19 protein-coding genes are annotated in these 17,829 nt (G+C 57.7%); 6 read left to right on the top strand and 13 right to left on the bottom strand.

Annotation, left to right across the window (positions count from 1 at the left end; all coding sequences use genetic code 11):
- The first annotated feature begins 302 nt into the window (after positions 1–302).
- From Q672_RS32960 to Q672_RS32945, 4 genes are read left to right on the top strand one after another with little or no spacing between them, the layout of a single operon-like run.
- The gene (locus Q672_RS32960) at positions 303–974 is read left to right on the top strand and encodes a MotA/TolQ/ExbB proton channel family protein (protein ID WP_022986814.1); all 672 of its coding nucleotides are present in this window, start codon (positions 303–305) and stop codon (positions 972–974) included.
- Entirely contained in the window at positions 964–1,344 is a 381-nt protein-coding gene (locus Q672_RS32955) for an ExbD/TolR family protein (RefSeq protein ID WP_022986813.1), read from the top strand. Before Q672_RS32960 ends, Q672_RS32955 begins: the two co-directional genes overlap by 11 nt.
- Entirely contained in the window at positions 1,341–1,799 is a 459-nt protein-coding gene (locus Q672_RS32950) for an ExbD/TolR family protein (protein ID WP_022986812.1), read from the top strand. Before Q672_RS32955 ends, Q672_RS32950 begins: the two co-directional genes overlap by 4 nt.
- Positions 1,796–2,530, top strand: coding sequence for an energy transducer TonB (locus Q672_RS32945; protein WP_022986811.1), 735 nt, complete (start codon positions 1,796–1,798; stop codon positions 2,528–2,530). Before Q672_RS32950 ends, Q672_RS32945 begins: the two co-directional genes overlap by 4 nt.
- A 335-nt stretch (positions 2,531–2,865) precedes the next feature.
- Here Q672_RS32945 and Q672_RS32940 read toward each other — a convergent pair whose 3' ends face one another.
- The 4 genes from Q672_RS32940 to Q672_RS32925 form a co-directional block, all read right to left on the bottom strand.
- Complete coding sequence (locus Q672_RS32940) at positions 2,866–3,468, bottom strand: flavin prenyltransferase UbiX (protein ID WP_031227148.1); 603 nt, start codon at positions 3,466–3,468, stop codon at positions 2,866–2,868.
- Positions 3,465–3,923 (bottom strand): DUF2214 family protein, encoded by a 459-nt coding sequence (locus tag Q672_RS32935; RefSeq protein ID WP_022986809.1) that lies wholly within the window; start codon positions 3,921–3,923, stop codon positions 3,465–3,467. Before Q672_RS32935 ends, Q672_RS32940 begins: the two co-directional genes overlap by 4 nt.
- A gap of 32 nt (positions 3,924–3,955) precedes the next feature.
- Complete coding sequence (gene mpl, locus Q672_RS32930) at positions 3,956–5,308, bottom strand: UDP-N-acetylmuramate:L-alanyl-gamma-D-glutamyl-meso-diaminopimelate ligase (RefSeq protein ID WP_022986808.1); 1,353 nt, start codon at positions 5,306–5,308, stop codon at positions 3,956–3,958.
- Positions 5,309–5,387: 79 nt separating this feature from the next.
- Positions 5,388–6,197: an AraC family transcriptional regulator gene (locus tag Q672_RS32925; protein WP_022986807.1), complete on the bottom strand. Its 810-nt coding sequence runs from the start codon at positions 6,195–6,197 to the stop codon at positions 5,388–5,390.
- 165 nt (positions 6,198–6,362) lie between these two features.
- Between Q672_RS32925 and Q672_RS32920 the strand changes: the two genes are divergently transcribed.
- Complete coding sequence (locus Q672_RS32920; RefSeq protein WP_022986806.1) at positions 6,363–7,319, top strand: esterase/lipase family protein; 957 nt, start codon at positions 6,363–6,365, stop codon at positions 7,317–7,319.
- Between the two features lie 45 nt (positions 7,320–7,364).
- Positions 7,365–8,408, top strand: coding sequence for a lipase secretion chaperone (locus tag Q672_RS32915; protein ID WP_022986805.1), 1,044 nt, complete (start codon positions 7,365–7,367; stop codon positions 8,406–8,408).
- 111 nt (positions 8,409–8,519) lie between these two features.
- Here the strand turns inward: Q672_RS32915 and Q672_RS32910 are convergent, their stop codons facing one another.
- The 9 genes from Q672_RS32910 to urtA form a co-directional block, all read right to left on the bottom strand.
- On the bottom strand, positions 8,520–8,849 hold the full coding sequence (locus Q672_RS32910; RefSeq protein WP_022986804.1) for a zinc ribbon domain-containing protein: 330 nt from the start codon (positions 8,847–8,849) through the stop codon (positions 8,520–8,522).
- 21 nt (positions 8,850–8,870) lie between these two features.
- The gene (gene fmdA, locus Q672_RS32905) at positions 8,871–10,100 is read right to left on the bottom strand and encodes a formamidase (protein ID WP_022986803.1); all 1,230 of its coding nucleotides are present in this window, start codon (positions 10,098–10,100) and stop codon (positions 8,871–8,873) included.
- Between the two features lie 517 nt (positions 10,101–10,617).
- The gene (locus Q672_RS32900; protein WP_022986802.1) at positions 10,618–11,643 is read right to left on the bottom strand and encodes an AAA family ATPase; all 1,026 of its coding nucleotides are present in this window, start codon (positions 11,641–11,643) and stop codon (positions 10,618–10,620) included.
- On the bottom strand, positions 11,643–12,689 hold the full coding sequence (locus tag Q672_RS32895; protein ID WP_022986801.1) for an aliphatic amidase: 1,047 nt from the start codon (positions 12,687–12,689) through the stop codon (positions 11,643–11,645). The genes Q672_RS32900 and Q672_RS32895 overlap by 1 nt, the downstream gene beginning before the upstream one ends.
- Before the next feature lie 39 nt (positions 12,690–12,728).
- The gene (gene urtE, locus Q672_RS32890) at positions 12,729–13,418 is read right to left on the bottom strand and encodes an urea ABC transporter ATP-binding subunit UrtE (protein WP_022986800.1); all 690 of its coding nucleotides are present in this window, start codon (positions 13,416–13,418) and stop codon (positions 12,729–12,731) included.
- Positions 13,419–13,439: 21 nt separating this feature from the next.
- The gene (gene urtD, locus Q672_RS32885) at positions 13,440–14,189 is read right to left on the bottom strand and encodes an urea ABC transporter ATP-binding protein UrtD (RefSeq protein WP_022986799.1); all 750 of its coding nucleotides are present in this window, start codon (positions 14,187–14,189) and stop codon (positions 13,440–13,442) included.
- Complete coding sequence (urtC, locus tag Q672_RS32880) at positions 14,186–15,328, bottom strand: urea ABC transporter permease subunit UrtC (protein WP_022986798.1); 1,143 nt, start codon at positions 15,326–15,328, stop codon at positions 14,186–14,188. The genes urtD and urtC overlap by 4 nt, the downstream gene beginning before the upstream one ends.
- Before the next feature lie 9 nt (positions 15,329–15,337).
- Complete coding sequence (urtB, locus tag Q672_RS32875; protein WP_022986797.1) at positions 15,338–16,264, bottom strand: urea ABC transporter permease subunit UrtB; 927 nt, start codon at positions 16,262–16,264, stop codon at positions 15,338–15,340.
- A 122-nt stretch (positions 16,265–16,386) separates the two neighbouring features.
- Positions 16,387–17,643, bottom strand: coding sequence for an urea ABC transporter substrate-binding protein (gene urtA / locus Q672_RS32870; protein ID WP_031227146.1), 1,257 nt, complete (start codon positions 17,641–17,643; stop codon positions 16,387–16,389).
- Between the last annotated feature and the right edge of the window lie 186 nt (positions 17,644–17,829).

The following is a 17,829-nucleotide window of genomic DNA, read 5'->3' as shown; positions in this document are numbered from 1 at the left end:
GCCCGTTCAGGCCCCCCCCTCCCCCTCAATCGTCTGAAACAGCACACGCCCCTTATTCCCCCCTCCCCCTGCACTTCAGGCTGTAAATAGGAATGACTTGCATTAACGCACCCTCAACCCTATCATTGCGACCCGGAATTGAAGCTGATTCGTTGATTCTTGCGTGCCATACCACACTCGCGGGCCTGTCTGACATATCATTGTCACTGACCGCACGGAGAATATGGCCCGCCTTTTTATCGTATTAACAGGGGCTCGCTGGTCTTAGTGGTCTTTCACCCGCCCCCAAGCAGGAGTTTTCCATGCCTCCCATTTCTCTGCACTTGCCCGAATGGTTTGTCAGCGGCGGCGCCACCATGTGGGTGCTGGCATTCCTGTCAGTGGTCGCCCTGGCCACTCTGATTTCCAAGATTCTGCAGTTCGCCCGCGTTCGTCCGGGCAATACCCGCCAGGCTGACCAGCTGCTGGACGCTCTGCGCCAAGGCAAGCCACCCGCCAAGCCGGGCAAGCTGACCAGCCCCATCGATCGGGTTCTGTGGCAGTGCTGGAACAACCGAAATCTGGAAGAAGCGGCCTGGCAGGAAGAAAGTCTGCGCCTGGCGCGCACCGCGCTGGATGACCTGCGCGGCGGCCTGCGGGTACTGGAAGTGATCAGTGCGATCGCCCCGCTGCTGGGTCTTCTGGGCACCGTCTTCGGCATGATCGGCGCCTTCCAGGCGCTGGAAACGGCAGGTTCCCAGGTAGACCCCTCCATCCTCTCCGGCGGCATCTGGGAAGCGCTGCTGACCACCGCCGCTGGCCTGACCGTGGCAATTCCGACTTTGGCAGCCTTCCACTGGGCAGATCGTAGCATCGAGCAGTGTCGCGAAAAGCTGCAAGATCGCCTTTCGCGCCTCAAAGTGGTGCGCAATATCCACGCAGAATCCGAGCCGGTAGAAGAAGATCGCGACCCGGCGGTATCGCATGCATATTGAGCCGGAACGCCATCGGGCCCCCTTTATCAGCCTGACACCGCTGATTGATGTGGTCTTTATCTTGCTTGTGTTCTTTATGCTGGCCACCCGGTTCGGGCAGTTCAATGATCTGCCCGTAAACGTGCAGCCGGCGGACGGCACCAACAAGCCTGATGAACAATGGCTGGTCGTGCAGGTGGAAACCGACGGCAATCTGACCCTGAACGGAGTCAGCTTCACCCCCGACGCCATTGCCGACCGACTGGACCCACAGAAAAACAAGGTGTGGGTAACTGTGAGCCCGGATGCCAACCTGCAGCAAGCGCTCACGGCCGTTGATGCCATCAAGGCCGCCGGTGTGAAAGACGTCCAACTGGAGTTGTTACCATGATGATCATGGAAACCTCTTCCCGGCGCCCGCCGCTGGAGCCGGTATTGCCGCTGATCAATGTGGTTTTCCTGCTGTTGATTTTCTTCATGTTGGCAGGGCAACTGGCCAAGCGTCCGACTGTCTCGGTGGAAACGCCCGTCAGCCAGAGCGCCAATGGGCAGGAAGCTCGCGACAAATTGATGCTGATTCTCAAGCCGGATGGCCAATGGTTTGCCGAGAACGCTGACGAGCCTCTGGACCATACCGCCCTGGTTGCCCTGTTGGGTGACAATCCGGAAGAATCTGAAGTGCGGCTGATGGCCGATGCCGGCATTACCATGGCGGCTCTGCGTGAGCGCCTGGAAACCCTGCAGGAGTTGGGAGTGGAGCAGGTACGTCTGGTAACCCAAAGTGATCCCGCGGCAAAAAGCATGGAAGCACCGGCCCTGACCTCCAGCAGTGAGGTTCCTAAATGAACGCTCGCACACTGCTTTCCTGGTCCTTGTCCATTCTGGTACATGCCAGTGTTATCGTTACTGTCGGCGCACTGACACTGGCAGGCGGGCGCCCGGCCAAGCCCGGCGTCACTGAAATTGCCATCAACCTCTCGGCGCCGCCGGCGCCCGTGCCAGCTGCCGCGCCCGTGCAGCCGAAACAGGTTGCACCAGCGCCGAAACCCAAGCCCAAACCGAAGCCCAAACCCAAGGCAAAGCCCAAGCCGAAACCGAAGCCCGTGGCCAAGCCGGAACCCAAACCACAACCTGTCGCCGAGCCTGAACCGCAAATCGCCAAGACCAGCGAAGAGGAAGCAGAAAAAGTCAGCGAACAGGCGGCCTCCCAGAATCAGCCGGTTGGCGCAAAAGGGATCGCTGGCGACCCTGGCAAGGGGGTCCACCGTTCAGGCGACACGGATAATCTGCTCAACCGTTATCTGGCCAAGGTGCGTAACACCATTGATTACAACAAGCAGTACCCGCACCGCGCCAAGATGCGTCGTCAGCAGGGCACGGTGAAAATTTCGTTCGTGATTAATGCCAGCGGCCGCGCCGAACAGGTGGAGATCGTGGAAAGCTCCGGTAGCCGGATTCTGGATCGCGCCACCACCGAACTGGTCGCTCGTCTGCGTTTTGATGCGCCGCCGAAGGACCTCAAGAACATTCCAGTCAAAGTCATTGCACCAGTGGATTACAGCCTCAGCAATAGCTAGGGGCCAACCCCCGTTGCCTGATCACGGACGTGGTGGGTAGATTGATTGCAGAGGCATTCCGTCGTTCTCTGGCTTTGTTGATCCGTTGAGCTGGTTGCGTTTCTGGAATCCTCACCTCGCTGGGTCGGTTCCCCATGCAAGCATGGTTATTCGCTTCGCTCCCCCTTCGGAGCCGCCCTGCGTGCGTTACGCCGCTGCAATGCGTCCTGTCGGCTGCTTGTATTATTTATTGACGCCGAACTCCACGATCTGGAGAGCGTTTCCGTTCTTCTAATAAAATCAGGGAATTATTTTGTGTTTCCCATTCCCATTGAGCCTGGCTCGTAGCTGATTATTCACTCCCCCCAACGCTTCAGGAGGCTTTGCTCGATACCCAGGTGGTCCAGTAGCCTGGCGACCATAAAGTCCACCAGGTCTGAAACGCTTTCCGGTTGGTGATAAAAACCGGGGGCGGCGGGCATGATGGTCACCCCCAGCCGCGACAGCTTGAGCATGTTTTCCAGATGAATCGCGGAGAAAGGCGTCTCCCTTGGGACAAGGATCAGCTTGCGCCCTTCCTTGATTGCCACATCGGCTGCCCGTTCAATCAGATTGTCGCTGGCACCACTGGCAATGGCAGAAAGCGTTCCAGTGGAACAGGGGCACACCACCATGGCAGCGGGCGCACCGCTACCCGAGGCCACAGGTGCCGTCCACTGCTCCAGGCCACACACTACCAGCCGGCCTTTATCGGTACCTGCCCATTTCCGAAGCGCTGCTTCGGTCTTGCCGGTTCCGGCAGGTAGGGCCAGCTCGGTTTCCATCCCGATCACCACCTTCGCGGCCTTGGACAGAATCACAAAAACCTCGCAGTCCGCCAGCAACAGGCACTGCATCAAACGAAGTCCATAAGGCGCGCCAGACGCCCCCGTGAATGCAAGAGTGACACGCTGACTCATGAGCCCATCCCAACGCCACGGGCCATCAAGGCACCCAGAATGGGCATCAATGTGACCAGGTGAATTTCCGCCACCAGTACACCTCGCAGATTTTTCTGCAGTCTTGGATCAATCTCTGGCACATGCCCGGCTTTCACCTGTTTGCGCCATCCCATGAAGACCTTGGTGGGGTACAGACTCAACAAGGCAATCAGCACAAACACCGTCACCTTGCCATGAAACCAGGGGTTGGCCATGTAGAAATCCAGGCCTTTCTCGGTCCAGCCAGCCCGGGCCAAACCACTGATAAGCACGAACAACGCCGACAGTCCGTAGCCAATATCCAGCCACAACAGGGTTCTGACGTTGCGCTCATTGATACCGGTGCGCCACAGCAGTAACTCGCCGTACAGACATCCGAACAACATCAGAATGCTGAGGTAGTGCACCGACGCCCACAACACGGACCAGAACATCACGCTCTCCTGTCTTGATGATCGCTACAGGCTCAGTCTGCCAACGCATCCAGCAGCTTCTGGTGAATGCCACCAAAGCCTCCGTTACTCATGACCACCACACTCAGGCTCTTCCCCTTGTGCGTGGCAACCCGGGTAATGATATCGTCCAGCGAATCACTGACGGATGAAGGCACCGGCGCCTCCGCCAATACAGATTCCAGCGACCAATCCAATCCCGGCGGCTGGTACCAGATTACCTCATCGGCACAGCCAGTGCTGGCCGCCAATGCGGACTTGTGGCTACCCATTCGCATGGTATTGGAGCGCGGTTCAATCACGGCCAGAATCTTGCCCTCACCGACCTTGCGGCGCAGGCCGTCCAGGGTGGTTGCGATCGCTGTCGGGTGATGGGCAAAGTCATCGTATACCTTCACACCGCTCACCTCGCCGCGCAATTCCATACGCCGCTTCACGCCCACAAACTCGCAAAGCGCCGCCGCGCCATCGGCCAGGGTTACTCCCACGTGGCGGGCAGCCAACAGGGCCGCCATACCGTTATTCACGCTATGCCTGCCAGTTTGCTCCCAGTTGACCCTGGCGACTGGTTCACCATTTTCCAGCACGGTAAAAACAGACCCATCTTCGCTGTCCAGGCGGTATCCCAGCGCTTGCTCTTCTCCAAAACGCTCGACCTCGCTCCAGCACCCTCTTTCCAGCGTCTCTTCGAGAGCCGCTTCGCCATGGGGAAGAATCAACCGGCCACTGGACGGCACAGTGCGAATCAGGTGATGAAACTGGGTCTGGATAGCCGCCAGATCGGCAAAGATATCGGCGTGATCAAATTCAAGATTGTTGAGGATCACAGTACGTGGGCGGTAATGCACAAACTTGCTACGTTTGTCGAAAAATGCAGTGTCGTATTCATCCGCCTCCACCACAAAGAACGGCGTCTCTCCGAGGCGGGCCGAGACACCAAAATTGCCCGGCACCCCACCGATCAGATAGCCGGGCTTGAGCCCGGCATACTCCAGAATCCAGGCCAGCATGGAGCTGGTGGTGGTCTTTCCATGAGTCCCCGACACTGCCAGTACCCAGCGCCCTGGCAAGACAACTTCTTCCAGTAGTTGCGCCCCGGAGGTATACGCCAGGCCCTTATCAAGCACCGCTTCTACAGCCGGATTGCCACGGCTCAGGGCATTGCCAATCACCACCAGATCCGGAGCGGGATCCAGTTGAGCCGGGTCATAGCCCTGAATCAATTCAATCCCCGCCGCTTCCAACTGATCGCTCATAGGGGGATAAACATTCTGGTCACTGCCGGTGACACGATGCCCCTGGGCCTTGGCCAGCTGGGCCAGAGAACCCATGAAGGTACCGCAGATGCCGAGAATATGAATATGCATGAACAAAACTGCCTGTTGGTCAGAACGTGCCGGGGCGAACCCGGCATCGGGAATGGTTGACGTTATTCTACATAAAGCGCTATTCAGGTTCGCTGCCCACCAGAATGCGGATCTGCCTGGAGCGCCGTAATACCGTAGACGGGCTCATGCCCAGCATGTTCCTGAATACATTGGTGAGATGGGAAGAATCCGAAAACCCAGCCGCCAGTGCGGCCTCCGTCAAACTACTGCCCATGGCCATCATGGTCGATGTCACAAACAGACGATGCCAGAGCCGATAGCGACGAATCGGAATCCCCGTGGCGTCCTTGAACAAACGTTGCAGGCGATCACCTGACAGCCCAACGGTCTGCGCCAGGGCATCATTGGAAAGGTTATCCGTGGGGTCTTGGCGGATCCGCTCGATCACCACACGTACCCGTTCGTCAAACTCGAAGCCCAATACAACGTCACTCTCCGCCGGGAACAAGACCCCTTGCAAAGCCGTGTATGCCTGGTTGGCCAGCGCCTCTGTCTCAAACAAACCAACCAGTAATTTTCGCGCCTCTTCCATTGGCTCTACAGGCAAGTAAAGGCCGGAAGGGTCACGATGCATACGGCTCTGATGAAAACGCAAATCACGGCCCAGGGGATCCAGAAAACAACAGGCGATACGCCCCTCACCCGCCTCGGCGGAAAAGGTCAAACCCGCAGGCACCAGCGCACACCCCGCGGTGACTGTCTGCGCACCCACGGTAAACGGAATCGCGTCATCGAGGCCGACCAGTAACGTGTGAGCCCCCTGGGTGAGCGCCGATAGCGGCCCGATAAAGCCCAGATAGAGCGTGCGCTGCGGCCATAAGTAGAGCGTCGCACTCGGCGACAAGACTGGCCCATGATCCGTTGTCATTGTTGTTTTTCTCTCTTTTGCCCGGTTTGCGAGCCGCATCACAGATGACAAATCGATGCCCGAATTCTTACAAGTTTAGTACCACTGAACCCGCCTATAGTCCAATCGTCGACAAAAAACCGCAGTCAGGCGCCGACTGCATAAAAGAACAAACAGGAGAACACCATGTCGATCACGCTACGCGGGCTCTGCGCGGCCCTGATACTGTGCGCAACAACGTCCCAGGCCCACGCCTGGTGGTGGTTTGGCAAAGACAAAAGCTACGCCGACACCCGATACCCCATCGTACTGGTAGGCGGCATCATTGCCTTCGATGACATCGCAGGCATCGATTACTTCTACGGTATTGCCGATGATATGCGCGACTACGGCGCCGAGGTCTACGAAAGCAATGTCAGCGCCCTGCAAAGCAACGAATACCGGGGTGAAGAGCTGATCGTCCAGATCGAGAACTATCTGGCGGTCACCGGCGCGGAAAAAGTCAATCTGATCGCTCATTCCCAGGGCTCGCCCACCTCCCGCTATGTGGCCGCCGTCCGCCCTGACCTGATTGCATCCGTGACCTCAGTACACGGTGAAAACCGGGGTACCGCCGTCGCGGATGTGATCCGCGGTGTCGTACCGGAAGGCAGCATCACCGAAGGCCTGGCCAACAGCATCGGTAATGCCTTTGGCGCGCTTTGGGAAAGCCTGTCGGGCGGCCCCAATCCGGGGGACCAATCCACCCGTGATGTCCTGGCAGCGTCCACCACCGAAGGCCTTGCTGCATTCAACCAGCGTTACCCACAGGCCATGCCAACCTCAGCCTGTGGCACCAGCGGCCAGCACACGGTAAATGGCGTGCGCTACTGGTCCTGGGGGGGTGACGGTGTGCACACCAACCTGTTCGACCCGTTTGATTCCCTGTTGGTCACCGTGACCCAGTTTGCCTTCAGCAATGGCGAAGCCCATGACGGCGTACTGCCGCTGTGTGGCATGTATCTGGGCAAACCCATTCGCCACAACTACAACCACAACCACGCTGACGCCATTCGCCAGCTGTTTGGTCTGATGGGCTGGGAAACCGATCCCAAGACCCTGTACCGCAACCATGCCAACCGCCTGAAAAACGCAGGCCTGTAAGCCCCCCACGGCGGGGCTCTGCCCCGCCGTTGACCGGAGCGCATCATGAAACGACACCTGGCATTGCTTACCACAGTGCTGATACTGGCCTGTGGCGTCTTTATTGCCCTCAAACGCCTGCCCGTGCCTGATGTGCTTTACGCGGGCAACACGAGCCGGGCACACACCGCCGTTGCGCATGAGGCACCGACATACTCCGCGTCGGCAAACACACAACCTGGAACCGACCCGGCGCCACTGGCTGCACGACTGACCGAACAATTGACCAAACAATTGAAAAACACCTCCCTGTCTGACACCACCGTGCCCGCCACCCTCACGATCAACAAGGCCGGGCGACTGGTGGTCGACAGCAACAGCAAGGCCGTGATGGATTACTTTCTGTCTCTCAGTGGGGAAATGCCCGACGCCCGGATTCGTGACCTCATGCAGCAATGGGCGACAGGCAACGCTGGCGAGGCTGCCGCAGACGATTTGCTCGCCCTGTATGACCGCTATCAGCGCTATCGGCAGCAATTTGCCAGCGGTGAGTATGCCGCCACCGGCAGCGGCACTATCCGCGATCAGCTGGCCCTGCGACAACAACTGCGCGATGACACCTTTGGCGCAGACGATGCGGCTGCCCTGTTTGCCGACGAAGACCGTTACGACCGCTTCAGTCTTCAGCGCCATGACATTCTGGCTTCGTCCATGGACGACCGGGAAAAAACCCGAGCCCTGAGCACGCTTCGACAGTCGCTCCCGGCGCATCTGGCGCAACAGCTCGAACAACAAACCAACCTGCAGACCCTGCAACAGGATGAGCAGCAACTTCGCGATGCTGGCGCCAACGACGCCGATCTGTTTGCCCTCCATCAGCAGCGCTTCGGTGATGCTGCAGCCTTGCGCCTGCAGGCACTGGACCAACAGCGACAAGACTGGCAACAGCGGCTGGACGACTACCATGGGCAGCGTCAGGTGATTCAGTCATCTGGCTTGTCCCGGCAGGATCAGGAACAGCAACTGGCGCAACTACGCAATGCCATGTTCAGCGAGACGGAACAACAACGGGTCGCGGCACTGGAACGCATCCAGTCCGCCTCACACTAGCGAATCTCCAAATCTTGTGGGGCAGCGTGAACAATCGGTAGACCGCATAAAAAAACGGGCAACATCCAGTTGCCCGCAAGGGAAGGTTTACTGCCGATAAACCCGATACTTCTAGTGACTGATCATCCAGGGCCGGGCGGACGGGAACATCTTGTTGCCCTCTGCCGTGTAGAACAGCTTGGACTTGCGCTTGTGATGACAGCAGCCCTGCTCTTTCTCCGATGCCTGATTGCCGTGACGCGGTTCATGTGCGGCCTTTTCATTACGCGCCATGGCATCGCGTTTTTCCGGGGCCATGTCCAGCAACTCCGGCGCCACCATGATGACCCTTGCAGACAGCGCGCCACAGCTGGGGCAAGGGGCACACTCGCCTGAGGCCTGCATGGGCACCAGATCGTGAAACAAACCGTGTTCGGCACACTTGTAGTCATACAACGGCATGATCAGCTCCTTTCTATCCGTTTACTTGTCTTTGGACAGCGGCACGTCGGTACTGCCTGCCACGCTGTGTTGCGGTCCATCCATCCCCGGCTTGATATCGAAGTCGAAGATGTCCGTAGGCAACCAGAGTGTTGCACACGCATTGGGGACATCCACTACCCCACTGATATGCCCTTGTACGGGGGCGCATCCCAGTAATGCATAAGCCTGGGCTCCGGTGTAACCGAATTTTTTCAGGTACTCGATGGCGTTCAGACAGGCCTGACGATAGGCCACATGCACATCCAGATAATGCTGCTTGCCTTCCTCATCCACGGAAATACCTTCGAAGATCAGGTAGTCGTCATACTTCGGCGCCATGGGGCTGGGCTTGAAGATCGGGTTCTTGATGCCGTACTTCTCCATGCCGCCCTTGATGATGTTGACGCGCAGGTGAATCCAGCCGGCCATTTCGATAGCACCGCAGAACGTAATTTCACCATCGCCCTGACTGAAGTGCAGATCCCCCACGGACAGACCGGCGTCTTTCACGTAGACCGGGAAGTACACCTGGGAGCCACGGGACAGATCCTTGATGTCACAGTTACCGCCGTGCTCGCGAGGCGGCACTGTACGGGCACCTTCTGCAGCAGCCTTGGCCTTGGCATCACCGCTCAACTTGCCCATGTGGGCGGTGTCCGCGTAGGGCAGGTTGGCCAGCCCCGGCACGCGATCGGGCTCGGTGTCGTAGAGTTCTTTCTCACGGGTGTTCCACTCGTCAAGCATTTCCTTGGACGGCAGACAGCCGATCAGGCCCGGGTGAATCAGGCCGGCGAATTCCACATTGGGAATATGGCGGGACTTGGTGAACATGCCGTTGAAGTCCCAGATGGATTTCTGCGCTTCCGGGAAGTGTTCCGTCAGGAAACCGCCGCCATTCTGCTTGGAGAAGAAACCATTGAAACCCCACTGACTCTCGTCAAAGGTGCCGATATCCAGAATATCCACCACCAGCAGATCGCCGGGCTCTGCGCCTTCTACACCGACCGGGCCGGTAAGAAAGTGCACCTGGGTCAGGTCCACATCACGCACATCATCGGCGCAATCATCATTCTTGATCTGGCCGCCGGTCCAGTCGTGGCATTCCAGAATAAAGTCGTCACCGGGCTTCACCATTTTTGCCATGGGGATGTCCGGGTGCCAGCGGTTATGAATATTCTCGTTCTCGTAAGGGGATTGGTTCAGGTCAATCTTGATGATCGTTTCAGCCATGGTGTGCTCTCCTCCGGTTTGACACGGGGATTGCCAACCAGAAAAGGCAATCCCGTCGTTCCGGAATCACTATCGGCAAATCCTGTCATGACCACCATTCGCCCATGTCCCACTTGGGGTACGTCATTTGACGTATTGATGGCCGCTACACGCCCTACGCAACACGCCCCCGCCTTGCAAGCGGGTCATGTTTTCAAGAACCCAACAGGCCCGCCGGGTAAACCAGACGGGCCTGTTGGCGTCATTACACTTAACTCCGCTTTCCTCTACTTGCGCAGGCTTCTCCCTGTAGGAACCCATGCTTGCAGGGCAATCCGAGCCTTGGCGAGGTAAGGATTTCAAAGACGGGTTCGAGAAACAAATTACGAGAATCCAGAATCGGTGACAGGTTCAAGATCAGTATCCTTGCCTTGCGGAACTCCAGACTCGACTCGTTTTATCTCGCTATCGCTCGAATCGCCCTGCAAGCCTGGACTCCTACAAAGGTTATGCCCTCACTGTTTTCCAGCGCCCCTGCCTACACCGGGATCACGATCAGCGAACCGTCTTCCATTCTGGCTTCAAAGGTATCGGCCTGGGGGTAATCCAGCATCACTCTGGCCAGTGGTGGGGAGAGTTCGTTGCGGATGCGTCGACCCATCTCGCGAGCACCAAAGCGCGTGTCGGTTGGGCGGCAGAGGTGACGTCGGGCGCCGTCACCGAGGCTCAGAACCACTTTCCGCCGATCAAGCTGCCGCTTGAGCCTGTCCAGCTCAATATCCAGCAGCTGACTGACCAGGTCCCGGTCAAGCGTATTAAAGGTGAGGATACGGTCGATACGATTCAGGAATTCCGGATCAAACTGGCGGTGCAGGGCCTGATCCACCAGATCCGGAATGCGCTGCCGGCTACGGTCTGGCTGCCACCAGCGGCGTGGATGCAAGGCCGCAATCTGGCTGGCCCCTGCATTACTGGTCATGAAGATCAGGCTGTTACGAAAATCGATGTCACGATTGCCGGCGGTTAATCGCAAGCGCCCCCGCTCCAGCACATTCAGTAGCGTGCGCACCACTTCAGGGCTGGCCTTCTCCAGTTCGTCGAATAACACAATCCCGGGCTTGCTGAAGCTGCCACGAATCGCTTCTTCATCGAACAGGTTTTGGCCTTCCTTGCTGCCCACATAACCCGGCGGTGCGCCGGTCAGTGACGCGGCATAGTGCTCCTGGGCAAGGGTACTCATATCGATACGGCATAGCGCATCGGCACTACCATGAATGGCCTGGGCCAACAGGCGAACGGTTTCTGTCTTGCCGACCCCGGTGGGGCCGACAAACAACTGTACTGACAGGGGGCGGTCTTCCGCACCGATATCCGCCTTGATGACCTGCAGCATGTCTGCCATGGCGTCCAACACCTGGGGCTGACCCACAATGTGCTTGCGCAAATGGGCCATGACCTCAGCAGGCTCGAACACGAAACGGTTCATTCGCCCAGAGCCGGTAGCCCAGCGCTGCCGGGCCACCTCCTCCTGGTGTGCTTCCAGCTTGTCGTTGATGAAAGGCATCAGCCCCCCGCGCTTTTCTCTTTGCCATCCACCGGTAGTTCGCCCACCGGACACTCGGCAACACCTACCGTGCTGCGGGTCATGGCTTCCACATTTTCCCGCGCCTTCTGCGCATCCATCACCCAGGTGCGATAGAAATCAAACGGGCAATCTGCCACCCCCTTGTCGCCATCACCTGACGCATGCATGCCGGTGTAGCCGCGGTGCAGCAGCTTGAACAAATGATTCTGGGATTGATCATTGGCGCGGGCATCACGGATCTGGCTCACGGACAGCTGCGCATACTGCACGCCCATATCCTCTTCGCCGCATTCACCCAGGGTGCGGCCATCGAAACCAATCAGTGCCGAGTGACCAAAGTAGGAATACACACCATCAAAGCCTGTGGCATTCGCAACTGCCACATAACAGTTGTTGGCCCAGGCCATGGATTTGGCCATCATCACCTGCTGTTCCTTGGCCGGGTACATATAGCCCTGACAACGCACGATCAACTCGGCCCCTTTCATGGCACAGTCACGCCAGATTTCCGGGTAGTTGCCGTCGTCGCAGATAATCAGGCTGATCTTCAGGCCCTTGGGCCCTTCCGTCACATAGGTGGTATCACCCGGATACCACCCTTCAATGGGGCACCAGGGAATACATTTGCGGTATTTCTGGACGATTTCCCCTTCGTTATTGATCAACACCAGGGTGTTGTAAGGCGCCTTGTGCGGGTGTTCCTCGTGACGTTCCCCGGTCAGGGAGAACACCCCCCAGGTATTGGCTTCCCGGCAGGCCGCGGAAAAGATCGCCGTTTCATCACCGGGTACCGTGGCAGCGGTCTCCATCATTTCGTCCGGGTCATACATGATGCCCATGGTGCTGTATTCGGGAAACACCACCAGATCCATGCCCGGCAGGCCCTGCTTCATGCCCTTGATCATGTCGGCAATCTTGCGGGCGTTATCCAATACCTCCGCCTTGTTATGAAGACGCGGCATCTTGTAGTTCACTACCGCTACGCCAACGGTATCGTTACTGCTGGAAATATCCCCGTGTCGCATGACTCTCTCCTGGAAAATGGGTTCAAAAAACGGGCGGGGTTACACCGCCAGATACGCAGCAATTTTTTCCTGGTTCACGTCGTCGCCACTTTCTTCATGAACGATCTTGCCTTTCTCGATCACCAGAATGCGGTCGGCCACATCCATCACAAAACTCAGCACCTGCTCGGACACCACAATGGACAGGCCACGTTCGTCACGGATACGTTTCAGGGTTTTCGCCATGTCCTTGATGATGGAAGGCTGAATCCCTTCAGTGGGTTCATCCAGCAACAGCACCTTGGGCCGGGTTGCCAGCGCCCGGGCAATGGCCAACTGTTGCTGCTGACCGCCGGACAGGTTACCGCCGCGACGGTTCTGCATTTCTTTCAGTACCGGAAACAGTTCATACAGATCTTCCGGCACTTTCTTTTCACCCACCGCCGCCAGCCCGGTTTCAATGTTTTCTTTCACCGTCAGGGTCGGGAAGATCATTCGCCCCTGGGGCACAAAACCGAGCCCGGCTTTCACCCGCTGAAAACTTTTCAGTCCGGTCAGATCCTGGCCATCAAGTTGCGCGGTGCCACCACGCATTTTTTCCATTCCGATCAGGGATTTCATCAGCGTGGTCTTGCCCATGCCGTTGCGCCCTACCACCGCCACGATTTCGTTCTCGGCGATGTTCAGGTTCATGTCGCTGATGATGGTGCTTTGGCCGTAAGCCACCTGCAGATTCGATACATTCAACATAGTCAGTACCTCGCCTCAGCGTCAGTGTCCCAGATAAACTTCGATGACTTTTGGATCCTGCTTGACGTGATCAATGGAGCCTTCGGACAACACCTTGCCCTGATGCATCACCGTCACCCGGTCGGCAATATCACCGACAAACTGCATGTCGTGCTCGATCACCAGCACGGTGTGGTTCTCGGTAATCACCCGCAGCAGCTCGGCGGTTTTTTTCCGCTCCGCCACAGACATGCCCGCCACTGGCTCATCCAGCATCAACAGATCCGGCTTCTGGATCAGCAGCATGCCGATCTCCAACCACTGCTTCTGGCCATGGCTAAGCAGAGCGGCTTCCTGATGCAACATGTCGGTGAGGAAGATGGTTTCTGCCACTTCCTCCACCGCTTCAATTACCGCAGCATCTCGCTTGAAGGCCAGCGCACCGATCACCGACCGTCCGGCGGGGTAGGACACTTCCAGGTTTTCAAACACAGTGAGATCTTCATAGATGGACGGGTTCTGGAATTTGCGCCCGACCCCGGCGCGAACAATGTTGTGCTCGCTCATCTTGGTCAGCTCTTTCCCCTGGAACTTGATGGAGCCGTCCGTGGCCTTGGTCTTGCCGCAGATCAGATCCAGCACCGTGGTCTTGCCCGCCCCATTAGGGCCGATGATTACGCGAATTTCCTTTGGCTCCAGGTACAGGGACAGATCATTCACGGCCTTGAAGCCATCGAAAGACACCGTCAACCCTTCTACCGCAAGAATGAAATCTTGTTTACTCGGGCTCATTTGGCTTCCTCCACAGGCAGGGTTTGTGCTTCAGCATTGCCACGGCGCAGCATGGCCGGCAGTTTGCTTTCCAGCGGCATCACATAGCGGCGATAGAGACCGGCAAGACCATCCGGGAAGGCCAGTACCACAGCGATAAACAGCACGCCCAGGCCGTACAGCCACAGTTCCGGGAAAGACTCAGAGAAGAAGGTCTTGGCGGCATTCACAATCAGTGCACCGTAGATGGCACCCAGCAGGGAGTTGCGGCCACCCACCGCGCACAGGATCACCATTTCGATGGACGGCACGATGCCCACGAACGACGGAGACATGAAACCCACCTGCAGGGTGAACATGGCACCACCGACACCGGCAAACATGGCCGCCAGACAGAACACAAAGATCTTGAAGGACGCCACGTCATAACCGGAGAATCGCACCCGGTCTTCCTGGTCACGCATGGCCAGCAGAATGCGGCCAAGCTTGCTGCGCATCACCCAGGCACCCACGATCAGGCAGACAAACAGCATGCCCACACACACGAAGTAGAGCAGTGTCTTGGCTTCATCCGTGCGGATATCCCAGCCCATCAGGGTACGCAGATCGGTAATCCCGTTGACTCCGCCAGTGAAGCCCTGCTGACCGATGATCAGAATGGTCAGGATGGCGGCAATGGCCTGGGTGATGATGGCGAAGTACACGCCACCCACACGGCGCTTGAACATGGCCACCGCAATGATGAAGGCCAGCAAGGCGGGTACCGCCAGCACCGCAATCAGGGTGAAGGAAAAGCTGTGGAAGGGTTCCCAGAACCACGGCAGCGCGGTGAGCTGGTTCCAGTCCATGAAGTCAGGAATCCCCGGGGTGGACTGAATGGCGGTGTTCTCCGGGCTGGACGCTTCCAGCTTGAGGAACATGGCCATGCAGTAACCGCCCAGGCCGAAGAAGATCCCCTGCCCCAGGCTGAGAATGCCACTGCGGCCCCAGCACAACACCAGTCCCATGGCCGCGAAGGCATAGGTCAGGTACTTGCCGACCATGTTGAGGCGGAAAGAATCCAGTGCCAGCGGGAAGACCACTACCAGCAGCAGCGCCAGCAGCACATAGTAGATGCCCTCGCGGGACTTCAACCATTCGATGAACAGATTTGCTTTCATGGCAGCCTCCTAGCGACGCACTTTCAGGGCGAACAGACCTTGCGGGCGCAGCATCAGAATGCCGACCACAAACAGCAGGGTCAGAACCTTGGCCATGGAACCACTCAGGAAGAACTCCATGGTGGACTGGGCCTGGGAAATGGTGAAGGCAGAAGCAATGGTGCCAAGCAGACTCTGGGCGCCACCGAACACCACCACCAGGAAGGTATCGACGATATACAGCTGACCAGAGGTCGGGCCGGTGGAACCAATCATGGTAAAGGCGCTACCCGCCACACCGGCGATGCCGCAACCCAACGCGAAGGTGACCCGGTCAACCCGGCCACTGTCGATACCCACAGCTTCGGCCATGGGACGGTTCTGCACCACGGCGCGCACCTGACGGCCCCAACCGGAACGGAACATCAGCAGGTAAACGGCGAAGGCGATCAGCAACGACAGCACCATCACAAACAATCCGTTGATGGGGATCTCCACCAGATCCGTGACAGCAATGGAGCCCATCATCCAGTCCGGCAGGCTAACCCCCACTTCACGGGCGCCGAACACACTGCGGTAGGTCTGTTGAAGAATCAGACTCAGGCCCCAGGTGGCCAGCAAGGTATCCAGGGGGCGATGATAGAGATGCCGTATCATCAACCATTCCACCAATGCCCCCAGTGCAAAGGTGACGACAAAGGCCAATATCATGGCCACAAAGAAATAACCCCCGTATAAACCGGGCATAACACTTTCAAACACCTGGGCAGTCAGATACGTGGTGTAGGCACCCAGAATCATGAACTCACCATGGGCCATGTTGATCACGCCCATTTGCCCAAAAATAATGGCCAGCCCCAGCGCCATCAGCACAAAGATGGAAAACAGCGACAGGCCGGCAAATCCCTGCATGGCGAAGATCGAGGTCAACTCCGTCATGGTGTAGTCAGCGAACATGGCAGGTACTCCCGAACAGTGATTGGCGTACTGTGATTAGGTAAAGCGGCAAGACAAAAAAACAGGTCAGGAAAGGAAAGGCCGACGCCCGATCAAACTTGGGCGCCGGTTAACGCAAGTGCTTACTGGTAACCTTCCGGGAACGGATCCGGCTCCATCAGGTCTTCCGTTTCGTAGATCACTTTGTACTGACCATCAGTCTGGGCCTGGCCGATTCGTGCCTTGGACCACAGGTGATGGTTCTCGTGAATGCGCACATAACCTTCAGGCGCAGTGGTCAGCTCGATGCCGGGAGAAGCGGCCTGCACTTTTTCGATATCGAAAGAGCCGGCTTTTTCCACCGCAGCTTTCCACAGCCAGGGGCCGAGGTAAGCCGCCTGGGTCACGTCACCAATCACGATGTCATCGCCCCAGCGTTCCTTGAACGCTTTCACGAAGGCTTCGTTGTTGGAGTTGGTCAGGCTCTGGAAGTACTTCATGGAGGCGTAGGCACCTTCCACGTTTTCACCGCCAATACCCAGGATTTCATCTTCGGTTACCGAGATGGTCATCAGCAGCGGCTTCTCTTTGGTGAGATCGACACCGGCGGCTTTCATCTGCTTGTAGAAGGCCACGTTGGAACCGCCCACCACAGAAGCAAAGATCACATCAGGCTTCTTCAACTTGATCTTGTTGATCACGGAGTTGAACTGGGTGTGACCCAGTGGGTAGTACTCTTCACCCACCACTTTCAGGCCCAGCTTGTCGATGTGCTTGCGGGCAATCTTGTTGGAGGTACGCGGCCAGATATAGTCAGAGCCGAGCAGGTAGAAAGTCTTGGCACCCTTCTCTTTGGCCAACCAGTCGATGCTTGCCAGAATCTGCTGAGTCGCCTCCTGACCGGTGTAGATCACGTTGGGTGACTGTTCCAGACCTTCGTAGAACGTCGGGTAATACAGCATGCCGTTGTATTGCTCGAACACCGGCAGTACCGCTTTACGGGAAGCGGAAGTCCAGCAACCGAACACGGCGGCCACCTTGTCGTTCACCAGCAGCTTGCGGGATTTCTCAGCGAAGGTAGGCCAGTCACTGGCGCCATCTTCCTGGATATATTCGATCTGGCGACCGAGTACACCCCCGGAGGCGTTGATCTGTTCGATGGCCAGCTTCTCGGCCTGCACAGAACCGGTCTCACTGATCGCCATGGTGCCGGTGATGGAGTGCAGGATACCTACCTTCACCGTGTCGTCGGTCACCGCCAGCCCGGTGGTATTGGCAGCGTCCGCCAGTGCGGAATTGGACAAGGCAAACAGCGCAGGTAACGCCATCAGCCCCCCCAGCAGGTGACGGCGCGTCCAGGACGACCGTTGGTTAGCAGAACGGGTTTTGCTCAATTTCATTGGTGTACCCCTCATCAGCGAATGTCACGGGAAGCACGTCGTTTCCCTCGCCAACGAGTATGGAAATCTGCCCCCCTGCCTCCCATTCGGAGATTGCGCCATCGAGGTACGTCATTTGACGCATACCGGGGCCACCCAAAGCCACCTATGCTCAGGCGCGAAGTAAATAAACGGGCATGGAATATG

The sequence above is a fragment of the Alcanivorax sp. P2S70 genome, from assembly GCF_000475295.1.
GTDB lineage: Bacteria > Pseudomonadota > Gammaproteobacteria > Pseudomonadales > Alcanivoracaceae > Alcanivorax > Alcanivorax profundi.
The sequence above is the reverse complement of the archived record's forward strand: the minus strand, read 5'-3'. Positions and strand labels throughout refer to the sequence as shown.